The organism is Streptacidiphilus alkalitolerans (assembly GCF_042511045.1).
Lineage (GTDB): Bacteria > Actinomycetota > Actinomycetes > Streptomycetales > Streptomycetaceae > Streptacidiphilus > Streptacidiphilus alkalitolerans.
Genome location: NZ_JBHEZX010000006.1, coordinates 123,769 through 149,123, shown reverse-complemented (window position 1 = coordinate 149,123; position 25,355 = coordinate 123,769). Strand labels below are relative to the sequence as shown.

Sequence of the window (25,355 nt, the reverse complement as noted above, 5' to 3'; positions counted from 1 at the left end):
ACCGATGAACCAAGGAGAAGATCCCTCTCGTGACTGACATCCGGCTCGGCCTGATCGGCGCGGGCGCGGTCGGCGTCCTGCACGCCGAGGCCGCCCACCGCGCCCCGGGGGTGCGGGTGGCCGCCGTCTGCGATCTCCTCCCCGCGACCGCCCAGGCGGTGGCCTCGTCCTGGCAGGCCGCCTGCTTCACCGACCACCGGGCCCTGCTCGCCTCCGGACTGGTCGACGCGGTCGTGGTGAACACCCCGCACGCGCTGCACCGCGACATCGTGCTCGACTGCGCCGCCGCCGGCGTCCACATCCTGTGCGAGAAGCCGATGGCCACCACGGTCGAGGACTGCCTGGCCATGGCCCGCGCCTGCGCCGAGGCGGGAGTCGTCCTGTTCATCGGTCACATCCAGCACTTCCTGCCCCCCATGGCCGCGGCCAGGACCGCCCTGGACGACGGCGCGATCGGCCCGCTGCTGATGGTCGACGACCGGCGCAGCACGGACTACCGGCCCGGCACCCGGCCGTCCTGGTTCTTCGATCCCGCGGTCTCCGGCGGCGGGGTGTTCATGAACATCGGCACCCACTGCGTGGACCGACTGCTCTGGCTGACCGGCGCCCAGGTCCGCACGGTGAGCGCCAGCGCCGCCCACCGGGAGACCCACCCGGTGGAGACCGACGTCCTCGCCCGGCTGGAGCTGACCGGCGGCCTGGTCGGCCATATCGCCGTCACCAGCGCCGGACTCCCGTACCACGACGAGCTGGTGCTCATCGGCGAACGCGGCGCGATCAAGGTCTCCCGCGGCACCGGTGCGTCGCTCCACCCCTACACCGGCCCGGGGGCCGGCACCCCGGTCCTGCTCGCGGCCGAGGCCGCCACCGACGTACCCGAGGCCTTCCGCCGGCAGCTCCTGGACTTCGCCGCGGCGGTGCGCGGGGAGCGCGCGCCCTCGGTCACGGCGGACCACGGACTGCGGGTGATCGAGGTCGTCACCGCCGTCTACCGCTCCTGCGCGACCGGTCGGCCGACCCGCTTCGGCGCCGGCCCCGTCCCGGCCCCGGGCCCCGACCCGGGCCCCGACCCGGGCCCCAACCCCGACCCGGATCCGGAGCCGGAAGCGGATCCGGACCTGGAACTGGTTCCGAGGAGCGCCAGTTGACCGACCTCGCCCTCTCTACCCTCGGCCTGCCGTCCACCCCGCTGCGGGACGTGCTCCGCCTGGCCGCCGACAGCGGGTACGCCGGACTCGAACTGCGCTGCGCCGCCGACGAACCCGTCCACACCGCTCTGACCGGGGCCGAACGCCGGTCACTGGTAAGGGAGTTCAGTGGGGCCGGGGTCGTGCCGCTATCTCTCGCCGGCTACGCCAAAGTCGCCGCTCCCGGCGCCGACGGACCCGTGGTCGCCGACCTTCGGCAGCACCTCCGGCTCGCTGCCGACCTCGGGGCGCGCTACCTCCGGGTCTTCCCCGGCGGTGACCGGGCCGCCGCTGCGGGCGGGAACGACGACAGGGCGGTGCGCCGCCTGTCCGCCGTCGCGGACCTGGCGGCCTCGCTCGGCGTCCAGGTCGGAATGGAGACCCACGACTCGCACGCCGCGGCGGCCGACGTGGCGCGGGTCCTCGACCGGGTCCCAGGCGGGAGCGCCTGCGGCATCTGGGACATGATGCACACTCACCTGGCCGGTGAGCAGCCCGGGGCGTCGCTCCGCGCACTCGCCGGCTGCCTGGGATACGTGCAGGTCAAGGACGCCCGCCCGCCGCAGGACCTGACCCCGCTGCCGCTGGGCGCGGGCACCCTGCCGCTGCGGGAGGTCTGCGAGGCCCTGCGGCGGTCGGCCTACGGCGGATGGCTGGTCTGGGAGTACGAGGCCCGCTGGTACCCCCGGGCCCAGCTGCTCGACCCGCACGTCCTCGCCGCCGCGAGCGCCTGGCTCCAGCAGGCACTCGCCCCTGCGGGGCCACGCCCATGACCGCACGGTCACTGACCGGTAGCCCTCCGTCGTCTCAGGAAGAAGCTGCTGGACGGCACTTCCCGGCGGGGCCGGAGCTCACCGGGCCGGTCAGGGCTGGGGCCTCCGCAGCCATCCGGCGGCGTCCGCGGCCCGGATGCCGCGGTTCCACGCGTCGGCCATCTTCCGGTAGCCGGTGTCGTCGGGGTGCAGCTGGTCGGCGAGGTCGGCGGTGGTGAGGGCGCCCATGTCGACATATCCGACGTGCCGGCCGGCCGCCCGTTCGCTCCGCACGATGCCGCGGACGGCCGCGTCGTAGGCCGGTTCCGCCTGCGCCACCCGGGCGGACGTGGACGGGGGCAGGTCGGCGAGGAGGACGGTCGCGGTCGGGTCGTCGGCGAGGATCCGGTCGACCAGCGCGTGCAGCCGGTCGGGCGCGGTCGCCACGTGGTAGTTCTGGACCAGGTCGTTGGTGCCGAGCAGCAGCGTGACGACGTTGGGCCGGTAGGCGGCCAGCGTGGAGTCCGTGAGGCCGGCGATCTCGTCGATGCGCCAGCCCTTGTGGCCTTCGTTGTCCGGGTCGGACATGCTGCCGCTCCGGACCGGGCCGACGAAGTCCAGGGTGTAGCCCTCGCTGGTCAACTCGCTTCCCAGCAGCCCCCGGTAGCCGTCGCCGGTGCTGCTCCCCTGGCCCCAGGTGATCGAGTCGCCGAGCGGTTCGATCCGCAGCAGGGCGCGGGTGACGGCGGCCCGGGCGGAGGGGGCGCAGCACAGGCCGCTGAATCCGGTCAGCACGATGGCCACCGGCAGCGCCAACGACGACATCCTCATGTCCTCCGGCCCCCCTTCCACTCGCCTCGGCGGACGTTCCCATAGTGCCGCGCGACCGGGCGTCCCGACGTGAAGTCAGCCGAGCGCGGCGCGGATGGTGTCGCGCAGCCAGCGCTGCGCCGGGTCGGCGTCCAGGCGGGCGTGCCAGAGCAGGCGCACCTCGAGTTCCGGGAGGGCGGCCGGGACGGGGAACCAGCGGAGGCCGAGGGCCCCGCCGTGCTGTTCGGCGAGCCGCCGCGGGACGAGTCCGACGTAGTTGCTCGAGGCGACCAGCAGCGCGGCGACGGCGAAGGTGGGCACAACGGCGGCGACCTGGCGGTGCAGGCCCGCCGCGTCGAGCGCGTCGTCCAGCGGTCCGCGGCTGCGTCCGCGCCGGGAGGCCGAGACGTGGGGGTGCCGGCACAGCTGCGCCAGGGTCGGCGGACGCCGGCGGCCCAGCGGGCTGTCCGCGCGGACGATGCCGACCAGCCGCTCGCGGTAGAGCGTGGCGGTGCGGATGTCGGGGGCCGCAACCTCGCCGACGCCGATATCCAGGTCGACCGAGCCGTCGCGGAGCGCCTCGATGCTCTCGCTGCCCTCGGTGACGAAGCGCAGGATCACACCCGGGGCGACCGCGGCCGTGGCGTCGACCGCCGCGACCGCCAGGGTCGCGGCCACGCCGTCGTTGATGCGGATGGTGAAGGTGCGCTTGAGGTCGCCGACCGTGACCTCGCGGTCGGCGCTGACCAGCGCCGACGCCTCGTCCAGCAGCGACCGCACCCGTGGCGCGGTACGCAGCGCGAACGGGGTCGGCGCCATGCCCCGGCCCGCGCGCACCAGGATCGGGTCGCCCATCGCCCGGCGCAACCGGCCCAGGGCCCGGCTGGTGGCCGGGATGGACAGATTGAGGCGCTCGGACGCCCCCGTGACGCTGCCGTCCTGGAGCAGGGCGTCGAACACACGCAACAGGTTCAGGTCGAGCTGCTCGGGCATAGTTGCATGCTACGCAATTGAGCCTTGCCAAAGTTGCGTGGCACGAGGGGTGTCGGCGTCCCTAACGTCGTGGGCATGGTACTCAACCCCCTGGCCCGTGATCATGCTTCTACGTCGCGCGACCGGCCGACGCGTCCATCCCGTCCGACGCGTCCATCCCGCCCGGTCTCGCAGCGGGGCCTGCTGGCGGTCATGTGCGCTTGCGTCGTGCTCGTCGTCGGGACGGTCGCCGCGATCAACCTCGCCGTGCCCATGCTCGCCGGGAGCGCACTGCACCCGTCCGCGTCGGCGCTGGTCTGGATCGTCGACACCTATGTGATCTTCTTCGCCTGCCTGGTGATCCCCGGCGGGGCCGCCGGCGACCGGTTCGGGCGCAAGGGCGTCCTGCTGGCCGGACTGGCCCTGTTCGCGGTGGGCGCGGTGGTCTCGGCGGCGGCGCCGAACGTGGCCCTGCTGCTGGTCGGCCGGGCGGTCACCGGGGTCGGCGCCGCCGCCGTGCTGCCCAACACCCTGGCTGTGCTGCTGCACGCGGTGCCGACCGAACGCAAGGGCGCGACCATCGCGACCTGGGCATCGATGACGGGCATCGGCGGAGTCGTCGGCAATGTCGGCGGCGGGGCGATTCTGACGGGCGGCTCGTGGCGCTGGTTGTTCGCCGCCACCGTGCCGATCGCCCTGCTCCTCGCCGCGCTGGTGGGACGGGTGTCGCCGGTGTCGGCGCGCCATGCCCGCCGACTCGACCCGCTCGGTGCGGTCCTGCTCGTCGGCGCGTCGGTCGCGCTGCTGCTCGGCATCGTCCAGGGCCCGGAGGCGGGCTGGGGCAGCGCGGTCGTGGTCGCCGGATTCGCCTGCTCCGCCGTGCTGTTCACGCTGTGGACCATCGTCGAACTGAGGGTCGAACACCCGCTGCTCGACCCCCGGCTGTTCCGCGTCCCGGGCCTGCGCAGCGCCTGCCTCGGCATGACCACGGTCTTCTTCGGCATGTTCGCGCTGTTCTACGTCAACGCGTCGTTCCTGCAGTACGGGATGGGGTTCGGCGTGCTGCGGACCGGCCTCGGCATCATCCCGCTGACCGTCCCGATCATCCTCGGCGCACGGCAGGTGGGACGCCTGTCCCAGCGCCTGGGCCTCGAGACCACCGTCGCCCTCGCCTTTGTGTTCGTCGGCGGCGGGCTGCTCGGGCTGTCCACGAGCGGCCCGCAGACGCCGTACATCGGATATGCCGCGTGGCTCGTGGTGACCGGTGTGGGCGTGACGCTGGCGCTGCCGACGCTCTCCGGCGCCATCGCCGGCTCGCTGCCGCCGGACCAGGCCGGCGTCGGAGCCGGACTGCAGGCCACCACCCGCGAGTTCGGCAGCGCCCTCGGCGTCGCCGTCATCGGCACGGTGCTCACCTCGCGGTTCGTGGCCGCGCTGCCCGCGGACATCCGCGCCGACCATGATCCGCACACCGTGGCCCAGGCACTCGCCACGACCGCACCCGGCCGCGCTCACGACGTGGTCACCGCGTTCGTCTCGGGCGCGGACGCCGGACTGCGGGTGACCGGCGCGACCGTCCTGGTCCTCGGCGCGCTCGTGGTGCTGCAGTCGCTGCTGTCCCGCCGCGGGCGGGCGTAGGCGGCGCCGCGGTTCCTTTCGTGCCTTCCGCCCGTGCCTTCCTGTCCGTGCCTTCCGCCCATGCCTTCCGCGCGGCGGTGAGTGTCCGGTCGGCGTACAGTCGGTCGGCAGTGCGCTGCCGCTACGGGAATCCGGGCGCGGGTCCGGGCGACGGCAGCGCTGGGAGGCGCCGGTATGGCCGAACACCCCTCGCAGGACAGCGCCAATGTCTCGGACAACAACCCGTGGCAGCGGTTGGACGACCTGTATACGACCCGTCCGCCGTGGGAGATCGGGCACCCGCAGCCGGAGTTCCTGCGGCTCGCGCGGTCGGGCGCCATCCGCGGACGGGTGCTGGACATCGGCTGCGGGACCGGCGAGCACGTGCTCATGTGCACCGACCTCGGCCTCGACGCCACCGGCCTGGACCTGGCTGCCACCGCCCTGCGGACCGCCCAGGACAAGGCACGCAGCCACGGTTCCACCGCGCGCTTCCTGCACCACGACGCACGCAGGCTGGCGGAACTGGGGGAGCAGTTCGACACCGTCCTCGACTGCGGTCTTTTCCACATGCTCGATGTGGACGACCGTCCCGCCTTCACCCGTGGCCTGCACGCGGCGCTGCGCCCCGGGGGCCGCTACTTCATGCTGTGCTTCAGCGACCTGGAGCGGCCGAGGGAACACGGGACGGTGGGCCCGCACCGGCTGACCCGGGACGCCCTCACGGCCACGTTCGCCGACACCCTGCGCATCGACTCCCTCGAACGGGCGACGATCGAGATCACCCTGGATCCGGCGGGTATCCACGCCTGGCTCGCCGCCATGACGAAGGCCCCCGCCCAGGCCCCCGCCCAGGCCCCCGCCGAGACCCCTGGCCCGGCCCTGCGGGTCAGTCCCGCAGTCGGTCCTGGAGCAGGCGGCGTTCGGCTTCGGTGGGGGCGAGATCGAGCGCGGCACGGTAGCTGTCGCCGGCCTCGGCCACCCGACCGGCGCGTCGCAGCAGGTCGGCACGCGCCGCGTGCAGCAGGTAGTAGCCGTTCAGCTGCCCGGTCGCGGCGATGGCGTCGACCAGCGGCAACGCCGTCTCGGGGCCGTCCGCCATGCCGATCGCGACGGCGTGGTTCAGGTCCACGACCGCACTCGGCGCGACCAGCGCGAGTTGCGCGTACAGCCCGACGATCTGGGGCCAGTCGGTCCGGTCCGCGGTCGGTGCGGTGGCGTGGCAGGCCGCGATGGCGGCCTGGATCTGGAAGGGCCCGGCCCGACGCCGTCGCAGCGCCCGCTCCAGGACCGCGGTGCCCTCGTCGATCCGGGGCCGGTCCCACAGCGAGCGGTCCTGTTCCTCCAGGGTGACCAGGTCGCCGTCGGCGCTGAAGCGGGCCGGTCGCCGGGCGTCGTGCAGCAGCATCAGGGCGAGCAGACCGTGGGCCTCGGGCTCGTCCGGCATCAGCGCGGTGAGCATCCGGGCGAGCCGGACGGCCTCCCGGGAGAGCCGGGTCTTCTCCGGGTCCCCGTACCCCTCGTTGAACAGCAGATAGAGCACATGCAGTACGGCCGGAAGGCGCTCCGGCAGCAGGTGCGCCGGTGGCACCCGGAACGGGATGGCCGCGTGGGCGATCTTCTGCTTGGCGCGGAAGAGGCGCTGACCCATGGTGCGTTCCGACACCAGGAACGCGCGGGCGATCTCCGCGGTGCTCATGCCGGTCAGGCTCCGCAGGGTCAACGCCACCTGGGCGTCGAGGTTCAGCGACGGATGGCAGCAGGTGAACACCAACTCAAGGCGCTCGTCCGGGATCTCACTGTCGCTGATGGGCGGTGGTGGAGGCTGCTCCGGCTCCATCGCGGCCACCTCCCGCAGCTTGGCCGCCTCGGTCGACGCACGGCGCATCCGGTCGATGGCGCGGTTGCGCGCGGCCGTGGTCAGCCAGGCCAGCGGCTGGTTCGGCAGGCCCGATTCCGGCCACTTCTGGAGGGCCTGTGCGAACGCGTCCTGCGCGCACTCCTCGGCCAGGTCCCAGTTGCCGCCGGTGAACCGGATCATGGTGGCCACGATCCGGCTCCAACCGTCGGCGTAGATCCCGGCGATCTGCTCCTTCACCTGCACCTGCTTCGCGTCCCCTTGCGTACTCGCGTGCTCGCGGCTACTCGTCCTCGAGCCAGAACGGGCGCAGCTCGATCATCCCGTGCCAGGCCATCGGGTGCTTGGACGCGACCTCGATGGCCTCGTCGAGGTCGGCGCACTCCAGGACGTCGAAGCCGGCCATCAGGTCCTTGGTCTCCGCGTACGGTCCGTCGGTCAGCAGGACCTCGCGGTTGCGGACCCGGACGGTGGTGGCATCGCTCGCCGGACGGGTGCGGTTGCCCATCAGCCGGATCCCCTTGCCGTCCATCTCCTCGACCCAGTCCTCGACGTCGGGGGCGCCGTCGTCCTGGCCGGGGGTGTGGTCCGGGTCCGTGCAGACCAGCATCAGGTACTTCATCAGAATGCTCCATTCGCGGTATCGGCGTTGGCGGTCGAGGCTGTCGAAACAGGTGAGGCCATCGCGGTGATCGTGGTGGTCATGTTGCGGCACAGCGTGACGAGACGGCGGTTCAGCGCCTCCGGATCCGCCTCGGCCGCGATTCGGGCGCCGGTGACGCCGGGCCCGTGCGTGAACGAGTGCCGAACCCGGGTGCTCCCCGGCTCGTCACCGTCCCGCAGCTCATAGCGCCAGGTCGAGCCGACCAGGCCGGCACCGTCGAGAACCGTCCAGGCGAACGCGCTCGGCCGCTCCGCTTCGGTGACCACGCAGGTCACCGCGCCGAGCGAGCCGTCGGCGAAGCGGTTGCAGGCCGTGAACCGGTCACCCGAAACCGGCCCCGGGCCGTCGGCGCCGCTGTCCCAGGCGCCGTCCAGCGCCTCCGGGCTCCACTCGCCGATCCGGTCCACCGCGGTGACCAGCTCCCACATCCGCTCACGCGCCAACCGCACGGTCACGGCAACCGCCACCTGCGCACCCGTCACCACGTCCATGAGCCTCTCCTTACCCCTCCGTCACCTGCATGACGAACGGGAACGGCCCTCCACTACACGGTCGCACCAAGATTCTTCCCCGAGCGACCGGCGGGGCAGCCCCGGACCAGCTCCCACCGCCTCCCTCTCGCCCCATCTGCCCCTGCCATGCTTCCCTAGAGATCTCGCACCCTGGAGGAGCCGTGCCCACCCCGCCCTACCGCTTGATTGCCGACGAACTGCGTCGGCGCATCCTGTCAGGGGAACTCGCTCCTGGTGATACGGTGCCCGGTGAGAACGCCCTGGTCGCCCAATACTCGGTGGCCGCAGAGACCGCCCGAAAGGCACTGGGTGTACTGGCGGCTGAGGGCCTGACGGAGGCCCGGCGTGGATCTGGCACCCGGGTGCGGGAGTTCAGGCCGATCCTGCGGCAGGCCACGAAACGCCTCGCAGCAGCGCAATGGGCGCAGGGCCGGTCCATCTGGCAAGCGGACCTCGATCAGCGGCCGATGTCCGTCGATTCCTTGACCGTGACTGAGCAACCCTGCCCGGAGCATGTCGCCGCCGCCCTGGGCCTGGAGCCGACCGAGCCGGTGTGGGTGCGGGACCGTCGGTATCTGGTCGAAGGACAGGCAGTGATGCTTTCGACGTCGTACCTGCCGGCGCGGTTGGTCGCGGGCTCGGCGATTACCGCACCGGATCCGGGACCGGGCGGGATCTATGCTCGACTTGCGGAGCTCGGGCTTGGACCGGTGCGTTTTCGTGAGCAGGTCCGGGCCCGGATGCCGCTGCCGGACGAGGCTGCCGCACTCGGCCTCGCCCTCGGGGCGCCAGTGGTGCTGATCGTCCGATACGCATACTCCGAGGACGGCCTGCCGGTCGAAGTCAACGAGATGGTTCTGGACGCCTCCCGTTACCTGCTGGAGTGGGAGTTTCCAGCGTGACCAGAGGAGTTTGACGGAGGGTCGTCGAACCGTTGACATCCCTAGGGAACTCGCCGGATAGTTCCTTAGGGAACTAGGCGCGCGGTTCCCGTCCGGTTCACACCGATTCAGGAGACGCCATGAGCACTCCCGGCCAGACCACAACCACGGTCCTCGGCAACGACCCACGCAAGCTGCTCACCGACGCTCAGTTCGCGGCCGTCGCCACGACTGTCCGCAGCAACAACCCCGGCATGGAGCACCGGACGGCGGAGCGCATCACTGCTGACGCCTTGTGCTTCCTCGCCGCCTGCGCCCACGACCGGACCGCCCGCATCGCCCCGTCCCCCGTCGTTGACGAGGGCTGGCATGCCCTGATCCTCCACACAGCGGTGTACGCCGAACTGGGCGAGCGGCTGGGTGGCTTCATCCACCACTACCCCGAACTCCCCGAGGATGGCGGATATGACCCGGTGGTGATCACCCGCACGTTGGAGGCTCTCGGTCGGGCCGGCTACGTCCCCGATCCCGAGCTGTGGACGGGGCCTGACCAGCAGACGATCACGGTCGGCGCACTGACCTGGCACACCCCGCCCGGTGGCTGCGGGCCGATCATCCCCATTCCGAAGCCGCCCGGCGGGGGTGACGAGTCGGCTGGCTTGGAATCCGGCTGCCAGTCGTAAGCTGCTCGCGGAATGGAGGTGCTGATGCCTGATTGCGTCAATCCGAAGTACGCCGCAGTCGTGGAGCAGTTGCGCGCAGGCGAGCAGGACCGGGATCGCCCGGACACCCGGCCGCGACCGCTGCGTGCATTCCTTCTGAAGCCGGTCGTGGGCGACTCGCCCGAGTAGCTGGTGTGGCTGAGCCCCCGCCCAGGTGGGGGCTCGCTGTCTGGGTGCGGCGTGGCGGTGCGCCCCCGATAGAGCCAGGTCGGCGGGGAGGTTATGGGAATGAGCGTTCGGATCGGGAGTGGTGGTCACTCTTTCGGTTGACGGTTGTTGGAGGGGGGCCTGCGGGGCGTGCATCATGGGGGATAGTTCAATCAGCCGCACGGGCAGGTGCCGCGCAGCACCGATGCCTGGTTCTCGGTGGCGGCTCTGTGGAAGCTCAGGACTCACTCGGTGTGAGCTGGGCTTTTTTCTTTTTCCGATGACGAAACCACGGGGGGCGGTTTTGAGTGTCCTGAATCAGGTCGGCGACGGCCCGAAAAGCACAGCGAGTGGCATGACGTCGGCTGAGACTGCCCACTGGGCCATCGGTCGGATGTTCGGCGGCACCCAGGAACTGCGCCGGATCGCGGCGGAACTCGCCGCGCTCGGCGCGAAGGTGGAGCGGCTCGGCAAGGAGGTCACGGCCGCGCTCGGCGGACTCCATTGGCATGGGGAGGCGTCGGACGCCTTTGTCGCCCATGCGCGTTCGCGGGCGCGTGAACTCGCCGGGGTGGCCGACGATCTCGGAGACCTCGGCAGGTCGGTCGAGCACCTCGCCGACCGCTACTGATCAGCGCGCAGAGCAAGGGGGGATTTCCGTGGCAAGCAGGGAATTCGGTGTTCAACTCCATGAACTGACGGAGGTTCAGCAGGACTGGCACTCCGTCGGCGAACGTATGGCCGAGATGGGCCAGGATCTGGGTCGGATCCGGTCGGTGATGGCGAAAGCCGCCGCGACCAACCTGTTGGCGGGCGCGGGGGCCGGAAGCGCCGACTTCGGGGTCGTGCGGGATCTGGTCAGGGAGGTCAAGGGAATCGAAGCCCAGGTCGCCGACCTGCTGGCGACCAAGGTGAGACTGACCGCGGACATCGCCAAGGACGCGCAGAAGATCAAGGCGGTGGCGGCCGAGTATCAGGCCACCGACCGCAAGGTCGCGGAGGGGCTGAAGAAGATCAACCCCGGGGCGGGGGTGGCGATGGCGTCCATGGCGCTGCCTGCGATGTCGATGGCCACCGCATCTGCCTCAGCGGGTTTCGGCAGAACCGTGGTTGACGGTTCGGGACCCGCCAGCAGCGGGGGCGGAGGCGGGGGCGGTTACGGCTACGGCGCCGGGGGCGGCGGCACCGGCGGCGGACCCCTGCATGACGGGGCCACCGGCGACTGGGAGACGCAGACCGACGGCCGTGGTTGGGACGGCTGGTCGGACGGTGGGCGGCGGCATCCGCGAAACGGGGAGGGCGGCGGTGTCGTCGACGAGCCGAGGCTGGACGGCGTGTCCGCGGAGCGGTCGGGCATCGTCGGGCGGGCGCTGGAACGGGCCCGGCGCCGGCTCGGCTACAGCCAGTCGTCCGTCACCAACGGCTACCGGGTCGACTGTTCGGGCCTGGTCTCGGACGCCTGGGGACTGCCGGGCCCGGGGCTGGACACCTACGGGCTGATGAGCCCCGACGTCTCGCACCGGATCTCCATGGACGAGCTCCAACCCGGCGACGCGATGATCGCGGGCGAGCACACCCTGATCTTCGCGGGCTGGGCCGACGCGGCCCACACCCAGTACATCGGCATCGAGGACAGCGGCTCCGACGGCTGCGTCTCCCATGTCATCCCGTACCCGTACTTCCCCGGCTCCGGGCCCTACTACCCCTACCGAAGAAACGGTGTGGCCTAGAGCGCACCGTGATTGACTCGTCTGCCGAAGAACTTGCCGTGGCCGGTCTCGGTTCTCGATGGACAAGGAAGGCGCGATGAAGCTTCTCCTCACCTCCGGCGGTGTCAGCAACCAGAGCATCCGTGACGCGCTCGTCGACCTGCTGGGCAAACCCATCGCCGAGTCCACCGCCCTGTGCATCCCCACCGCGATGTACGGGATGCTGCCCGGGACCGCGGTCGCGACGTGGCAGCAGATCGCCGGGCAGACGTCCACGCCCTTGGTCGAGTTGGGATGGAAGTCCGTGGGAATGCTGGAGCTGACCGCGCTGCCCAGCATCGACACGGAGAGCTGGATCCCCTTGGTCCGGGAGACCGATGCCCTGCTGGTGTGCGGCGGCGACGTGCTGTATCTGCACCACTGGATGCGTGAGTCGGGCCTGGCGGAGCTGTTTCCCTCGCTGAGCGAGACGGTTTATGTGGGACTGAGCGCCGGCAGCATGGTGATGGCCCCGCACGTCGGCGAGGAGTTCGTGGGCTGGAAGCCGGCCGCCGGCGGTGACAGCGCGCTGGGCTTGGTCGGTTTCTCGATCTTCCCGCATCTGGACAACGTGATGTGCCCGGCGAACACCATGGCCGACGCCGAGAAGTGGGCCACGCGCGTGCCGGTGCCGGGGTACGCGCTCGACGACGACACGGCCATCAAGGTGGTGGACGGTGCCATCGAGGTCGTCTCCGAGGGGCACTGGAAACTCTTTGCACCGGAGGTCGAGAATGGATCAGGTGGAGACAAGACGGACTGAAGCGCTTATCAGGCTGGTAGCTGACTCGACAGCGCGCTTGGATGAACGGGACGACGCGGCCATGGACCTGGGTGCAAGCGACGATCCCAGGGCCCGTAGCGTCCTTGTCGACATTGCGAGCGACCCGGCATCCGAGTACATACTCGCAGCATCCGCCGGTGAATCACTCGGTGAGATCGCCACGCGCACCGGCCCCCTGACCGACGAGCAAGTGGCCCTGTTGAGGCCGGACGCGGCTGCGGAGTACCGGGCGGTCGGCCTTTGGCGTCGGCGTTGACGTCTTGGGCCGCCGGCCGGTCGGGGCTCAGCCGGAGGCTGCGCTGATGATGACGATCAGGACGATGAGTGCGGCCAGGACCAGCAGGACGTTGCGCAGGGTGTGGTTCTCCTTGGGGGCGACTGTCCCGTCCGTACCCGTCCCGGTGCCGTCGACGGCGGTGCCCCCGCCCACGCCGGTGCCGTTCTTGGCGGCTGGGTCTACGCGTTGGGCGGCGGGGGTCTGGTTGAAGTCGTCGTGGCCGGTGCGGTCGGTGCGTTCGCACCAGGGGCAGGCCGACAGGTGGGAGCCGTAGCTGTGGTGCGGTCGGACGTGGCAGACCTGGACCCGGGAGCGTTCCGCGTCCAGCGCGCGGAGCCAGGCTTCCGCCGAGGGGCGGGCGGCCGGGTCGGTGACGCCGGGGCCGAACGCGGTGCGGGCGAGCAGCAGCAGGTCAGGGGGGAGGACGGTGGGGTCGATCACCCCGCGCGGCACGATGATCCGTTCGGGGCGGACCACATAGGAGCAGCTGGCGGCGATGTTGTCCTTGACCGTCGACTGCGAGTCGCTGTCGTGCGGCACCCCGCCGAAGGGGTGGTTGCCGACCGTCAGCAGCTGGTAGATCAGCACCGCCAGCGCGAAGTCGTCGCTGGCCTCGGTGGCCGGGCCGCCGCGCTGCCGCTCGGGGGCGCAGTAGTCGGCGGTCTGCATCAGGCAGGGGAAGTACTCGCCGCTGCCGGGGTCGGTGAAGGCGATGGAGTCGCAGTCCAGGAAGGTGACGAAGCCGTTGCCGTCCACCACCACGTTGTTGCTGGAGAAGTCGCCGACGACCAGCCCCTCGTGGTGCATCCGGGCGGTCATGAAGGCCAGGTTCCAGCTCACTCCGAGCAGGAACCGCCAGTCCACCCGGCCCGGGAACAGCCGCAGCCGCTGCGAGCGGGTGAACAGCCCGACCAGCCGTACGTGTTCGGGCTCGCCGAACCGGTGCATGGCGTAGCCGAGGAACTCGCCGCCGGGGCTGCGGGCCGGGGCGGTGGGCCAGGCGAGCTCGGACGGCTGGGAGCTGTCGGTGGGCCGGCCGCCCAGCGGATTCATCGTCACCATCCGCTGCAGCCTGCGCTCCTGTTCGGGCCCGGGCTGGTCGCGGTAGAGCTTGACCACGATGTCGTCGTCGCCGACCACCGTGTAGACGGCTGCCTCGCCGCCGCTCTTCAGCGGCTGCTCGGCCAGTTCCACCTGACGGGTGTTCAGCAGGATTCTGTGTCCGGTCATCGGCGCACCGCCCTCAGCAGTGTCTTGTCATCGGCATTGACGGCGGTGAGCCGGTCCGAGCGGAGCAGTTCGGCCAGCGCCCGGTGGTCCTCCTCGGGGTCCGCGCCCGGACGGTCCAGGGTGCGCAGCACCGCCGCGACGAAGGACTCCTTGGGCCGCCGGGGCTGGCCGTCCGTCCAGGACAGGGCGACCTGGGCCAGGCCGTCCGTGGACAGCAGCACGCCGTCCACGCCCGGATCGGTGACGCAGGCGGTGCTGAGCCGGCGTTCGGCGTCGGCGGAGGTGAGGAACACCGTCTCGTTGCTGTACTCGCTGACCGCCGCGGGCTGCGGCAGCAGATGGAACTGGGGGACGCCGTCCACGGTCCCGGCCCTGAGCACGGCGAAGCCGTCGCCGACGCTGACGTGGCCGATCCAGGTGGGGGTGAGCACCACCACGGTCAGGGTGGTGGCGAACTGGTCCGCGTCCTGGCCGGTTCGGCGCAGGAACTCGGTGCGGACGTCGTGGAACGCCTCGCGCAGGGCGGCCTGCACCTCGGCGCCGGTCCTCGGACGGCCGCCGGCCCGGCCCGCGGCCCGGTCGGCGAAGCGGTCCACCGCCAGTTCGACCGCGAGGACCGAACCCTCGTCGGAGCGGGGCCTGCTGCCGGCGCCGTCGGCCACCGCGAGCACGGTGACGGAGGACCGGGGCGGCCCGGAGACCGTGTACAGGTGCGCGTCCTGGCACGGGATGCCGGAGCGCCGGTGCCGGTAGCCCTCGACGCTGACGCCGTGGATCCGCCAGTCGCCGGCCCGGCGTCCGGTCGGCAGCGCGACCGTTTCCTCGTCCATCAGCCTGCTTTCCCGTCCATCAGCCCGCTTCCTCGTCCATGTCCATTGGTCCGCCCGTCCCCCCGGCTCAGGATTCCCAGGCGGGGCGCTGGGTCTTGAACTGGCTGAAGATCTTCTCGAAGACCTCGTCCCCCGCGCCCTTCTGCTCGGCGTTGGCGCTGGCCGACATCATCTGCAGCAGTTCGCGGAACGGGAATCCCTGCAGCCGGGCGTTGAAGGCCGGGGCGAACGCCCGCAGCACCTCCTCGGCCCGGTCGGTGACGCTGCCGACGCCGATCGCGTAGAGCCGGAACCGCTTGGCCCGCTGCTCCTCGGTCAGCACCGGGACGATGCGCTGCCAGGTGTCGGTGAGGTGCCCGGTCGCGTCGGTCGGCAGACCGTCCGTCACCAGGCAGATCTGCGGCCGGTAGTACTGCAGGCCGAGTTGCCGCAGCTCGGTCTTCCGGGCCGCGACGATCTGCATCGACAGTTCCAGCGCCTCGGCCATCAGGGTCACCCCTGCGGCCTTCAGCATCGGCGGCTGGAACTGGTACGCCGGGACGAAGGGGCTGACCCTGGCCTGCCGCGACAGCAGGTTGGGGCCCTGCCAGGCGTTCACTCCGGCGTCGCCGAAGGTGACCACGGCGACCTCGACGCTGTAGCTGAGGCTGACGTCGTCGTGCAGTTCCCTGGTCCACTCCTGCAGTGCGGCGTTGAGCGAGCCGATGGGCCCGCCCAGCATCGAGTGCGAGGTGTCCAGGCAGAGGACGAGCGGCAGCCGTTGGGCGTTGTTCTCGATCTCGATGTCGGCGTACTCGTAAGGGAGGGTCTTCGCGTGCGGGTCATTGCGCATGGAGTCTCCGTTGCGGGGAGGCGGTCAGGTCGGGCGGGAAGGCGAGCAGGACCTCCGGGTCCTGGGCCGGGTCGTCGGGATCGGCCCGGCCCACCTCGACGGCCCCGCCGGGCGGTGGTGCGGGCTGGTCCGGGTCCGACCAGACCGCGCGGTAGAGGCACTGGTCGATGTCGACATAGCCCTGCGGATGCAGGTCCGTGGCGATGGTGGCGCGGCGCAGTTCGCTGGGCCGGGGGATCCGGCGCGCGGCCGGGGCCGGGGCCTGGGCTTGGGCCTGAGACGGGAGGCGGAACGCCGTCGTCGCCAACTGCTCCTGGTCGGCGGCCGACCGACGGTCGCCGGGGGGCTGCGGGCCTGCGTAGCGGCGGGAGCGGATGCCGCCGGAGCGCAGGACCACCAGGGCGAGTACGGCCAGCAGGACCAGCAGCAGGGCGCCGAGTCCGCCGCGCAGCAGCCAGTCGGCGCCGGGCTTGGACGGAATCGGCTCGGCCTGGTTGTCCTTGAGCAGGTTCTTCCCCTGCAGTTCCGCCGGCAGGGCCTTGCTCTGCCCGGGGCCCGTCCCGGTCAGCGCGCCGCAGAGCGCGTCGCAGCCGTTGTGCAGGGTGGTGAGCTGTTTGGTCTGGTCGGAGTCGAGGGTGGAGATGCGGCTGGATCCGTCGACGAACCGGTGGTCCTCCGCGGCCAGGTCGAGCAGGATGCTCCCGCCCGGTCCGGTGACGACATTGTGATCCACCGTCACCCGCAGCGTGTGGTGCAGGAGCTCGCGCTTGAGCGCGGCCAGGTCGCCGAGGTCGGTGACCGTCTTCGAGGCCGTGAGCTCCTCGGTGACGACGGTGTTCTGCTTGGCCTGCTGCACCGTGCAGAGCACCGTGGTGCAGGCCGGCGGCGTCTTGGCAGTCGCTCCGGCAGCCGTCGCGGGGCCGGCCAGGGCCAGGCCGAGCAGCGGAGCGAGCAGGGCCCCACCCATGGCCCCACCTAAGGCCGGGGCCAGGGCCCAGGCCGGGGCTCGCCCGGCCGGAGGTCTTCGCCGCGCCGTGCCGACTGCCTCCGCCGTGCCGACCGCGCTGGATGACACCACTGTGCGGTACCCCTTCCCCCGGGTTCCTTCTCCTGTGTGTGCGTGACAGGTATGCGTGACAGGTGTGCGTTACAGCTGGAACACCCGGTGGCACCGGGTGAACATCTGGCGTGCGTGGTCGGCCCACTTGGCCGCCAGTGCGCCGAACTCCTGGTGGGTCATCCTGCAGGTGAGCGGTAGTACGCAGACCCCGGCCAGGCAGGGGTTGGGGCCGCGTACGTCCCAGACCGAGAGCATCGGGACCAGTTGCTCGGTGTTCCAGGCGTTGGACGCGGCGGCGGCCAGGGCCAGTTGGTCCGCCTTCAGGGTGTGACCGTCCGTCATAAAGGCCACCAGCAGGCTGGTGGTGGTCATGAAGCGCACGGTCACCCGGCGGTCGGAGCCGGCCAGGTCGAAGTCCAGCGAGACCGAGGCCTCGTCCTCCGCCGGGAGGTAGTGGCTGCGTTCGGCCCAGCCGGTCACCAATTTCCGCCAGTGCAGGCCCAGTTCGAGGGCGGTCGGAGCGGAGACGGCCTCGCTGTCAGCCACGGCCCACCGCCTCGGCGACCATCCGGTCGGTCAGCCCGGCGTCCAGCAGCGCCTGGGCGTGCAGCAGCAGGCAGGACGGGACGGAGGCCACCGAGCCCCGGCTGTGGTTGCGGGTGGCGAGGTCGTCCTTGCGCGACTGGATGTTCTCGGCGATGGTCGGCGGCGGCCAGACCGGGACCGGGGCGGCCTCGGTGGCGAGTTCGTCCAGCAGCGCGGCGGTGGTCGGCCGGTCGGCCGGGTTCTTGGCCAGACAGCGTTCGACCAGCCTCCGCAGCCCGGCCGGAACGGACTCCAGCGAGGGCAGGTCGTGGAGCACCCGGTACAGCACGCCGGTGCCGGAGCCGAAGGGCGCGTTCCCGGTCGCCGCGAAGGCCAGCACCGCCCCGAGCGAGAAGACGTCGCTGGGCGGTCCTACCAGCTCGCCCTTGAACTGCTCGGGGGACATGAACGGCGGGGTCCCCATCACCGTTCCCACGGTGGTGATCGAGCTCGATCCGCCGAACAGCGAGATGCCGAAGTCGATCACCCGGGGGCCGTCCTCGGCCAGCAGCACATTGGCGGGCTTGAGATCCCGGTGCACCACGCCGACGGCGTGGATCGCCTGCAGTGCCTCCACCAGGCCGGCCCCCAGCCGCCGCACCTCGGCCTCGGCCAGCGGCCCGTCCGTCCGCACCGCCTCGGCCAGCGAGGGCCCGGCCACATAGAGGGTGGCCAGCCAGGGCGGCTCGCCCTCGGTGTCGGCGTCGACCACCGCCGCGGTGAAGGCTCCGCTGACCGCACGCGCCGCCTCCACCTCGCGGGCGAAGCGGCTCCGGAACTGCGGGTCGGAGGCCAGTTCGGGGCGCACCACCTTGACGGCCAGCGCCCGGCCGCTGGCCGACCTGCCGAGGTAGACCCACCCCATGCCGCCGGAACCGAGCCGGCCCACGATGCGGTAGGGCCCCACCCGCAGCGGATCGCTGACCGGAGTCCGCACAGCGCCCACCCCCCTCCGGGCTCGCCGTCCCCGACGCCGTGAATGGTAAGAGTCTCCCGCGAAACCCCCTGTGACGTCCTGGGAACTGACAGACACTTCGTAGAAATCAGCCGAAACGGCCGTGGACGTAGTCGGCGGTGCGGGGGTCCTGCGGGGATCCGAACATCGCCGGGGTGGGTCCGTACTCCACGATTCCGCCCGGGACGCCGGGGGAGGCCAGGAAGAAGGCGCAGCGGTCCGAGACCCGGGCCGCCTGCTGCATGTTGTGGGTGACGATGACGATGGTCACCTCGGACACCAGCTCCCGGATGGTCTCCTCGATCCGGCGGGTCGAGGTCGGGTCCAGGGCCGAGCAGGGCTCGTCCATCAGCAGCACCTGCGGCCGGACCGCCAGCGAGCGGGCGATGCAGAGCCGTTGCTGCTGGCCGCCGGACAGGGCGCCGCCGGGCTGCCGCAGCCGGTCCCGCACCTCGTTCCACAGACCGGCCTTGGTCAGGCACTCCTCGACCAGCCGGTCCCGTTCGGAGCGGGACACCCTCACGCCGGTGAGCTTCAGCCCGGCGGTGACGTTGTCGTAGACGGACATGGCGGGGAAGGGGTTGGGCTTCTGGAACACCATGCCGATCCGCCGCCTGGCGTCGGTGAGCCGCCGGTCGGGGGCGTAGACGTCGGCCCCGTCCAGCAGCACCTCACCGGCCAGCGCGGCGCCGGGGATCAGCTCGTGCATCCGGTTGAGGATGCGCAGGAAGGTGGACTTGCCGCAGCCGGACGGGCCGATCAGCGAGGTGACCTGGCCGGCCGGCATGTCGAGCGAGACCTGCTCCAGCACCTTGTGCTCGCCGAACCAGGCCGACACCTCCCTGGCCTCAAGACCGCCGGGGACGCCGCCGGGGCGCACCACGGGCAGCGCGACGGTGGCCGCGGAGTTCTCGGTGACAGACATGGGACGGCCCTTCGGACGGAGACGGGTGGTCAGATCAGGTTCGGGAGCAGCCGGGCGACCTGGTCGGAGACGGCCAGGCCCAGCGCGAGCAGCACCGGGACGCCGACGATCCACGCCTGCCAGCGGCCCCAGCGGACCCGGGCCAGCGCCAGCAGTACGGCGGCCAGCAGCAGCCCCTCGCCCCAGAGCACCAGGGCGGTCCAGGCGGACGGGTCGGTCCGCATCAGCCCCTCCGCCCGGCTGATGCTGTCGGCGCCCAGCGGCCGGTTCGGGGCCGGGCGCACGGTGCTGATCAGGTCGGCGTCGACCATGAGCGTGCCGGTGGGCATAAAGGCCGGACCGGAGGCGGTGATCAGGACCATCCGGCCCTTGCCGGGGGCGGGCGCGACCGGGACCGGGTCGCCGGCCCGCCGGACGTCCAGGACCCGGTAGGTCTGCGTGCCCTGCCCGGTCACCAGCGAGAAGGTCTCCGCCGGGCGCAGCTCGCCGATGTGCCCGAACGGGCCGCCGAAGCCGGACTGACGTCCCATCAGCACGCTGGTGCCGGCCTGGCCCGGCATCGGGGTGTCCCGGCGGTGGCCCGGACCCTGCTCCAGCACTCCGGAGGTGGTGCCCTCCCGCACCACCTCGCGCAGCCCCAGCTGGGGGACCCGCAACAGCGCCACCGGGCGGCCGAGTTGGAGCAGTGTGCCGTTCGTATCGGTCTGGCCGACCGGGGCGGTGCCGTCGGCGAGGTCGAGGCGCAGGGCGGCGTAGCCGGTCTCCCGGTCCCTGGCGTGCCGCAGGTCGCCGATCGGGCCGATGTCCACCAGCAGGCCGAGGACCAGGGCGGCGACGATGCTCAGCGCCGCCCCGTACACCCCGGCGGCGTCCAGGCCGCGGGACGGGCTGGGCCCGGGACGGGACGGCGGCGGGGGGACGGTCGGGGCCGGGACCGGCTGGACCGGCGGCGGGGGTGCGGCGGTGAGGGTCATCGCTTCACGGCCTCCTTGTCGAGGGGGCCGACGGTGCCGTTGGCACTGCCGGCGGAGGACCTGATCTCCTTGACCCGGGCCCGCTGCCGGCGCAGGTACGACACGCCGAGCAGGGCCAGCAGCCCGCCGCCGCCGAACAGCGCCGCGATCGAGTCCGAGGGGATGCCGCCGCTGCTCGCGGAGGCCGCCGCGGTCTGGTTCGGGGCGTTCAGGGAGGGGGCGGCCGGCGGGACCGGCGCCGGGGTCGCCGAGTTGCCGTGGATCAGGACGGTCGCGGGTGTGCCCGCGGCCTTCCAGGTGCCGTCGGCGGCGAAGGTCAGCGTGCCGCGGAAGTCCCGGTAGTGGGCCGCGAGGAAGCGGCCCTTGCAGTACACGTCCACGGTGTAGCGGCCGTGCAGCCTGGTGACGCCGTTCTGCTGGGCGATGGTGGCGGGGGTGTTGCCGAGCGGGACGACGTAGCCGCCGTTGGCGGCGACCGGGTAGATCGACGCGGGTGAGAGCCCGACCACGGTGGCGCCGCCGGCCGGGAAGCCCTCGCCGGAGAACGAGGCCATCAGCGAGTCGTCGGCATGGGGGCACGGGCCGGAGGTGAGGACGTCGACGGCGTCGTTCAAGTGCCCGGTGGCGTAGTCGAACGCGAGCGTTCCGGCCGCGCCGGAGTTGCTCGCACCTGGGGCGGGCCGGGTGGTCGGATCCGCGTAGGCGCGGGGCGCGGTGGCGGCGAGGCCGCCGAGAGCGAGGCCGCCGAGCAGCAGCAGCGCGAGGGCCGCCGTACCGGCCTTCCTCAGCTCCACGGTGGGCGTCGCCGCGGCCGTCGCAGGCTCCGAGGCGGGCACCGGGCCGGGGGCCGGCGTCGGGCCCGGCACCGTTGCGCCACCCGGCACAGGCACGGGCACCGGCACAGCGACCGGCACGGCTGCGGCGTCCGCCACCAGCACAGATACGGTTTCCGGCACGGCACCTGACACAGGCACAGGTACGGGCACCGTCACGCCACCAGGCGCAGGCGCAGGCGCAGGCACAGGCACGGGCCCCGGCACCGGCGCCGCGACCGGCACGGGCACCGGCACCCCCGTCGCTCCGTCGCCGTTCCCCCCGCTGCCCGTGGGCGCGACCGCGACCGCCGGGGCCGGGGCCGGGGTCGGCGGGACCGGCCGGCCCGGCGTCGCGCCGCCACCGCCGCCCGCCGCGCCGCGGCGCCCGCGGCGGGCCCGGCGGAACCGGGCCCCGCCCGCGAGCAGCAGCACCAGCAGGATCGCCAGCAGGGTCCACGGGATCGTCGGGTACTGCACACTCCGGGTCGCGCTCGGCAGCGCCGGGTCGATGTCGCCGGGCAGGGCCAGCGGGTCGATGGTGATGGAGGCGGTCTGCCACAGTGCGGGGAAGACCCCGCCGACGGTCACCGTGTACGTCGCGCTGTTGCCCGGCAGCAACTCGGTGAGCGCGGCCGGGCCCTTGGCGGTGACCACGTTCCCGAGGGCGTTCCTGACCCGTACCGCCTGCCGTCCGCCGAGCCGGATGTTGCCGGTGTTGCGGACGGTGTAGCTGGTGGTGGCGCTGCCGTCGCTGATCGGGTTGAGCGTGCCGCGGTACGTGGTGCGGACGGACTCGATGGTGAGCGCGGGGCGCAGCGCGCCGGGGACCCGGAGGTGGATCCGCGCGCCGACCCGCTGGTCGACGGCGACCGCGTTGCCCTTGGCGTCCACGGTCTGCCGCCGCAGCGCCAGCACGATGCCGCCGGAGTGGTCGCCGGGGCCGGCGTCGGCGGGGATGGCCAGGGTGAAGGGCACGATCTGCCGGGAGCGGGGCGGGAGGGTGACGGTCGCAGTGGCCAGGTGCACCCAGGCGCCGACGTCGGTGGACGGCTTGCCCGCGGGCAGCACGTCGTAGCCGCCGGTGTCGGTGTTGAAGGCGTCGGCCGCGTACAGGGTGAGGCTCAGTGGCTGGTCGCCGTAGTTCCAGACCGCGACGTGGTCCTTGACCTGCGCGCCCGGGGTGCCGATGTAGGTGTAGGCGCTGCGGCTGTCGGGCGCGGTCGCGGAGGCGGGCTGGATGCCGAAGGTCTGCTGCTGCTTCCCCGCGGCGGGCACCGCGCCCGGCACCGCGCCCGGCACCGCGGCGGGCACCGCGCCCTGCACCGCGGCATGCGCCGCGCCAGAAACCGCGCCCTGCACCGCGCCCGGCGGGGGCGCGGCTGTCGCGGTGGGGGCCGCCGCGCCGAGGAGGCCGATCAGCAGCGCCGCGACCAGCGCGGCAGGCCCCCTGCGGGGCCGGAGCGGTACGGGGCTTCTCATCGCGGACTCGTCCTTCACAGCAGCACGGAGTGGCAGGGGGCGGCAGCCCCCCTGCGACGCGGCAGTCCACCACGCCGCAGGGGAACCAGAACTGACGCGGTGTTACATCACGGTCAGGGTCAGCACGCCGGTGTACGCGCCGGCGACCGTGGAGGTCGGGGCGACCAGGGAGAGGTCGGCGCCGATCTGCGCGGTGCCCAGGCCGGTGGCGGTGGCCAGGGTGCGCGAGGACTTGAGGCCCAGCGCGCCGCCGTCGCTCGAGGCGACACCGTTGGCCGGGGCCACCGTCCCGCCCAGGGCGACCTTGACGCCGTCGCCCTTGTTGACCAGGTTGGGCGCCCAGCCGAGGTTCTGGGCGCTGATGGTGCCCGCGCTGGAGGTGAAGTCCGCGACCTGGCCGCTGAGGGCCCAGCCGGGGGCGCCCGCGCGGGTGTCGGTGACGGTGACGGTCTGGATCGGACCGGCCGCCGCGAACAGGGTGCTGGTGGAGTTGAGCGTCAGCGGGGGCAGGTTCACATTGGAGCCGGCCACGCTGAGGGCCAGGGCGCCGGCGGCGACCGTGGTGTTGATGTTCTCGGTGCCGGAGTTCGGCGTGCCCGGGTTGCCGCCGCCCGCGGGGGTGACGGTGAAGGGGACGGCCACCGAGACGGACGCCTGGTACGCGGTGGCGTCGGCCGGGGTGAACGAGGCGGTCAGGTTGTGGCTGCCCTCGGCCAGGGTGCTGACCGTGAGCGAGGCGCTGCCGCCGGAGACCGTCTGGGTGCCCAGGACGGTGCCGGTGTTGGCGTCGGTGAAGGTCACCGAGCCCGCCGCGGCGGCCGGGGTGGTGGTCGAGGTGAGGGTGACGCTGCTGCCCGCGGCGGCCGAGCCGCTGGGGGTGGCGATCAGCGAGGTGCTGGTGGCCACGGAGCCCGCCGGGCTGATGGTGTAGGGGGTGGCTGCCGAGTTGGAGCCGCTGAAGGTGGTGCTGCTGGACGTGAACACGGCGCGGAGCTGGTGCGCGCCGACGGCCAGGTTCGAGACGCTGAGGCTCGCGGCGCCGGCCGCGACGGGGACCGTGCCCAGCGGGGTGGTGCCGTCCAGGAACTGGACCGTGCCGGGGGCGTCCGGGGAGACCGCGGCGGTCAGCGTGACCGCGGAGCCGGCGCCGGCCGAGCCGCCGGGGGCGACCGAGAGGGTGGTGCTGGTCGCGGTGACGGTCGGGCCGCTCGGGTCCTGGGAGACGTAGGTGGTCGGGGTGGTGAACCAGATCGACCCGGTGAAGCTGTCGAAGGTCGCCGCGCCGAACGCGTTGCGGCAGGCGAGGGTGAAGGTGTACTTGCCGGAGAGCGCGGTGATGCTGTTGTTCTTGGCGAACGTCTGCATGGTGTCGAACAGCGGGACGATGTAGCCGCCGGTGTCGTTCTGCGAGAAGGTCGTGGTCGGCGAGTTGCCGAGGACGTTGTAGCCGCTGTCCGGGAAGCCCTGGCCGGTCACGCTGGCGATCAGGTTGGTGCCGGTGGTGCAGGGGCCCGACGAGACGATGTTCATGGTGCTGTTGTCGAACCCGGTGGCGGGGGTGAACGACAGGGTGCCGACCGGGAAGTCGTCGGCGTGGGCGGCGGTGACGCCGGACAGGACCATCGCTCCGGAGGCCAGGAAGGTGGCCGTGCCGAGCGCGATGCGCCGCGGCAGGTGGTTCGTTGACACGGTGGGACTCGCCTTCTGCAGTGGTGGGTGGGAGCAGGTCAGCCGGTGGTGGCGGAGGCGGTGGAGCCGCAGTTCGGGTCGATGCCGAAGCCGTAGGACTTGATCAGCGTCGACTGCTTGCAGATCCCGGAGGTCGCGCCGACGAACACGTCGCTGAACGGGCTGGTGGCGACCTTGCTGGTCGGGATCACGTTGTAGACCTCGCGGGTGGCCGCGGAGCCGGTGTTGAGCAGCAGCGACGGGGTGCCGTTGATGCTGCCGAGCACGGCGGTGCCGCGCAGGTCGGCGAGGGTGCCGGAGCCCTGGGCGATGAACTGGGCGATGGAGAAGGGGACGATCGAGGTCGGGTTCAGCACCCGGCCGTCGTGCTCCTCGATCGGCTTGCCGGCCGAGGTGTCCTTGACGCAGGGGTACTTGTTGGCCACCACGTCGGCCTCGGTGATGCCGACCGTGGTCTCCCAGAAGGAGCGGGTGCCGGAGCCGGCCTGCGGCAGCAGCGGGTGCACGTCGTAGGGCGGGTTGCCCACGTAGTTGGGGTCGCAGGTGTAGATGCCGTGCAGGTCGGCCAGGGTCATCGAGCGCGGCAGCGAGCTGTTCGGGGCGATCGCGTAGGTGACCGCGTCGATCGCGAACGGGACGTAGGTCAGGCCGGGGGCGGCCTGGGCCAGGTTGAGGCTGGACGAGCGGGAGAAGTTGACGCAGTTGGTGGTGTTGAGCTCGGTGAGCAGCGTGGTGCGGCCGGCGCCGGAGCCGTTCGGGCGGGCCACGGACTGGCAGCCGGCGCCGGTCGTGGTGGCGATGGTCGCCGAACCGGTCGCGTCCCAGGAGGAGATGACCTTCACACCGTTCACGGTGACCGCGTTGGAAAGGGCGTTCATGACGCCCTGGGTGGTGTCGGAGCCGACACCGATCAGCGGGCGGGTGTTGCCGGCCGGGGTGCCGGACGGGTCGGCCTGCGCCGTGCCGGCGCCGAAGGCCAGCAGGCCGATACCGGCGGCGCCGGCCAGGAGTTTGAGCGAGGTGTTCATGGTGGGTGGATCCCTTTCGACG

The 25,355-nt window shown here is 72.2% G+C and carries 25 protein-coding genes and 1 pseudogene; 10 read left to right on the top strand and 16 right to left on the bottom strand.

Annotated elements, in window-relative coordinates:
- Window positions 1–29 precede the first annotated feature (29 nt).
- Both ACEZDG_RS15780 and ACEZDG_RS15775 read left to right on the top strand, forming a co-directional pair.
- Window positions 30–1,148: a Gfo/Idh/MocA family protein gene (locus tag ACEZDG_RS15780; protein ID WP_380508972.1), complete on the top strand. Its 1,119-nt coding sequence runs from the start codon at window positions 30–32 to the stop codon at window positions 1,146–1,148.
- Window positions 1,145–1,960 (top strand): sugar phosphate isomerase/epimerase family protein, encoded by an 816-nt coding sequence (locus ACEZDG_RS15775; protein WP_380508969.1) that lies wholly within the window; start codon window positions 1,145–1,147, stop codon window positions 1,958–1,960. The genes ACEZDG_RS15780 and ACEZDG_RS15775 overlap by 4 nt, the downstream gene beginning before the upstream one ends.
- Window positions 1,961–2,050: 90 nt before the next feature.
- Here the strand turns inward: ACEZDG_RS15775 and ACEZDG_RS15770 are convergent, their stop codons facing one another.
- Together ACEZDG_RS15770 and ACEZDG_RS15765 are read right to left on the bottom strand one after the other, a co-directional pair.
- Complete coding sequence (locus ACEZDG_RS15770; protein ID WP_380508966.1) at window positions 2,051–2,764, bottom strand: SGNH/GDSL hydrolase family protein; 714 nt, start codon at window positions 2,762–2,764, stop codon at window positions 2,051–2,053.
- An 81-nt stretch (window positions 2,765–2,845) separates the two neighbouring features.
- On the bottom strand, window positions 2,846–3,742 hold the full coding sequence (locus ACEZDG_RS15765; RefSeq protein ID WP_380508963.1) for a LysR family transcriptional regulator: 897 nt from the start codon (window positions 3,740–3,742) through the stop codon (window positions 2,846–2,848).
- A gap of 207 nt (window positions 3,743–3,949) precedes the next feature.
- Between ACEZDG_RS15765 and ACEZDG_RS15760 the strand changes: the two genes are divergently transcribed.
- Both ACEZDG_RS15760 and ACEZDG_RS15755 read left to right on the top strand, forming a co-directional pair.
- Window positions 3,950–5,359, top strand: a complete 1,410-nt coding sequence (locus tag ACEZDG_RS15760) for an MFS transporter (RefSeq protein WP_380508960.1) — start codon at window positions 3,950–3,952, stop codon at window positions 5,357–5,359.
- A 174-nt stretch (window positions 5,360–5,533) separates the two neighbouring features.
- A pseudogene (locus ACEZDG_RS15755) lies at window positions 5,534–5,998 on the top strand (class I SAM-dependent methyltransferase); the annotation flags it as partial.
- A 229-nt stretch (window positions 5,999–6,227) separates the two neighbouring features.
- On the opposite strand, the gene ACEZDG_RS15750 reads toward ACEZDG_RS15755, so the two are convergent.
- The 3 genes from ACEZDG_RS15750 to ACEZDG_RS15740 are packed head-to-tail and all read right to left on the bottom strand — an operon-like array spanning window position 6,228 to window position 8,351.
- The gene (locus ACEZDG_RS15750; RefSeq protein ID WP_380508957.1) at window positions 6,228–7,442 is read right to left on the bottom strand and encodes an RNA polymerase sigma factor; all 1,215 of its coding nucleotides are present in this window, start codon (window positions 7,440–7,442) and stop codon (window positions 6,228–6,230) included.
- A gap of 37 nt (window positions 7,443–7,479) precedes the next feature.
- Window positions 7,480–7,818: a YciI family protein gene (locus ACEZDG_RS15745; protein WP_380508954.1), complete on the bottom strand. Its 339-nt coding sequence runs from the start codon at window positions 7,816–7,818 to the stop codon at window positions 7,480–7,482.
- Complete coding sequence (locus tag ACEZDG_RS15740) at window positions 7,818–8,351, bottom strand: SRPBCC family protein (protein ID WP_380508951.1); 534 nt, start codon at window positions 8,349–8,351, stop codon at window positions 7,818–7,820. The genes ACEZDG_RS15745 and ACEZDG_RS15740 overlap by 1 nt, the downstream gene beginning before the upstream one ends.
- 182 nt (window positions 8,352–8,533) lie before the next feature.
- Here ACEZDG_RS15740 and ACEZDG_RS15735 point away from each other — a divergent pair, with 182 nt between their 5' ends.
- The 6 genes from ACEZDG_RS15735 to ACEZDG_RS15710 all read left to right on the top strand — a co-directional run bounded on the left by ACEZDG_RS15735 (window position 8,534) and on the right by ACEZDG_RS15710 (window position 12,633).
- Complete coding sequence (locus tag ACEZDG_RS15735) at window positions 8,534–9,274, top strand: GntR family transcriptional regulator (protein WP_380508949.1); 741 nt, start codon at window positions 8,534–8,536, stop codon at window positions 9,272–9,274.
- A 119-nt stretch (window positions 9,275–9,393) separates the two neighbouring features.
- Window positions 9,394–9,936, top strand: a complete 543-nt coding sequence (locus ACEZDG_RS15730; protein WP_380508946.1) for a hypothetical protein — start codon at window positions 9,394–9,396, stop codon at window positions 9,934–9,936.
- Between the two features lie 12 nt (window positions 9,937–9,948).
- Entirely contained in the window at window positions 9,949–10,104 is a 156-nt protein-coding gene (locus tag ACEZDG_RS15725) for a hypothetical protein (protein WP_380508943.1), read from the top strand.
- A gap of 373 nt (window positions 10,105–10,477) precedes the next feature.
- Window positions 10,478–10,753, top strand: a complete 276-nt coding sequence (locus ACEZDG_RS15720; RefSeq protein ID WP_380508940.1) for a WXG100 family type VII secretion target — start codon at window positions 10,478–10,480, stop codon at window positions 10,751–10,753.
- A gap of 28 nt (window positions 10,754–10,781) precedes the next feature.
- Window positions 10,782–11,852: a hypothetical protein gene (locus ACEZDG_RS15715; protein WP_380508937.1), complete on the top strand. Its 1,071-nt coding sequence runs from the start codon at window positions 10,782–10,784 to the stop codon at window positions 11,850–11,852.
- Window positions 11,853–11,928: 76 nt separating this feature from the next.
- Window positions 11,929–12,633, top strand: coding sequence for a Type 1 glutamine amidotransferase-like domain-containing protein (locus ACEZDG_RS15710; RefSeq protein ID WP_380508934.1), 705 nt, complete (start codon window positions 11,929–11,931; stop codon window positions 12,631–12,633).
- 304 nt (window positions 12,634–12,937) lie between these two features.
- Here ACEZDG_RS15710 and ACEZDG_RS15705 read toward each other — a convergent pair whose 3' ends face one another.
- The 11 genes from ACEZDG_RS15705 to ACEZDG_RS15655 form a co-directional block, all read right to left on the bottom strand.
- A complete protein-coding gene (locus ACEZDG_RS15705; protein WP_380508931.1) occupies window positions 12,938–14,161 on the bottom strand; it encodes a hypothetical protein in 1,224 nt (407 codons plus the stop codon).
- The gene (locus tag ACEZDG_RS15700) at window positions 14,158–14,991 is read right to left on the bottom strand and encodes a PP2C family serine/threonine-protein phosphatase (protein WP_380508928.1); all 834 of its coding nucleotides are present in this window, start codon (window positions 14,989–14,991) and stop codon (window positions 14,158–14,160) included. The genes ACEZDG_RS15705 and ACEZDG_RS15700 overlap by 4 nt, the downstream gene beginning before the upstream one ends.
- Before the next feature lie 67 nt (window positions 14,992–15,058).
- Window positions 15,059–15,823 carry a vWA domain-containing protein gene (locus ACEZDG_RS15695; RefSeq protein WP_380508925.1) on the bottom strand — a complete coding sequence of 255 codons (765 nt, stop codon included), beginning with the start codon at window positions 15,821–15,823 and terminating at the stop codon, window positions 15,059–15,061.
- Window positions 15,813–16,790 carry a hypothetical protein gene (locus ACEZDG_RS15690; protein WP_380508921.1) on the bottom strand — a complete coding sequence of 326 codons (978 nt, stop codon included), beginning with the start codon at window positions 16,788–16,790 and terminating at the stop codon, window positions 15,813–15,815. Before ACEZDG_RS15690 ends, ACEZDG_RS15695 begins: the two co-directional genes overlap by 11 nt.
- 180 nt (window positions 16,791–16,970) lie before the next feature.
- Window positions 16,971–17,429 carry a hypothetical protein gene (locus tag ACEZDG_RS15685; protein WP_380508918.1) on the bottom strand — a complete coding sequence of 153 codons (459 nt, stop codon included), beginning with the start codon at window positions 17,427–17,429 and terminating at the stop codon, window positions 16,971–16,973.
- Complete coding sequence (locus ACEZDG_RS15680) at window positions 17,422–18,405, bottom strand: serine/threonine-protein kinase (protein ID WP_380508915.1); 984 nt, start codon at window positions 18,403–18,405, stop codon at window positions 17,422–17,424. Before ACEZDG_RS15680 ends, ACEZDG_RS15685 begins: the two co-directional genes overlap by 8 nt.
- Before the next feature lie 106 nt (window positions 18,406–18,511).
- A complete protein-coding gene (locus ACEZDG_RS15675; RefSeq protein ID WP_380508912.1) occupies window positions 18,512–19,348 on the bottom strand; it encodes a phosphate ABC transporter ATP-binding protein in 837 nt (278 codons plus the stop codon).
- Window positions 19,349–19,377: 29 nt separating this feature from the next.
- On the bottom strand, window positions 19,378–20,322 hold the full coding sequence (locus tag ACEZDG_RS15670) for a sortase (protein ID WP_380508909.1): 945 nt from the start codon (window positions 20,320–20,322) through the stop codon (window positions 19,378–19,380).
- Window positions 20,319–22,616, bottom strand: coding sequence for a hypothetical protein (locus ACEZDG_RS15665; protein WP_380508906.1), 2,298 nt, complete (start codon window positions 22,614–22,616; stop codon window positions 20,319–20,321). The genes ACEZDG_RS15670 and ACEZDG_RS15665 overlap by 4 nt, the downstream gene beginning before the upstream one ends.
- A 102-nt stretch (window positions 22,617–22,718) precedes the next feature.
- Window positions 22,719–24,305: an Ig-like domain repeat protein gene (locus ACEZDG_RS15660; protein ID WP_380508904.1), complete on the bottom strand. Its 1,587-nt coding sequence runs from the start codon at window positions 24,303–24,305 to the stop codon at window positions 22,719–22,721.
- A gap of 38 nt (window positions 24,306–24,343) precedes the next feature.
- Window positions 24,344–25,333, bottom strand: coding sequence for a hypothetical protein (locus tag ACEZDG_RS15655; protein WP_380508901.1), 990 nt, complete (start codon window positions 25,331–25,333; stop codon window positions 24,344–24,346).
- Window positions 25,334–25,355 lie beyond the last annotated feature (22 nt).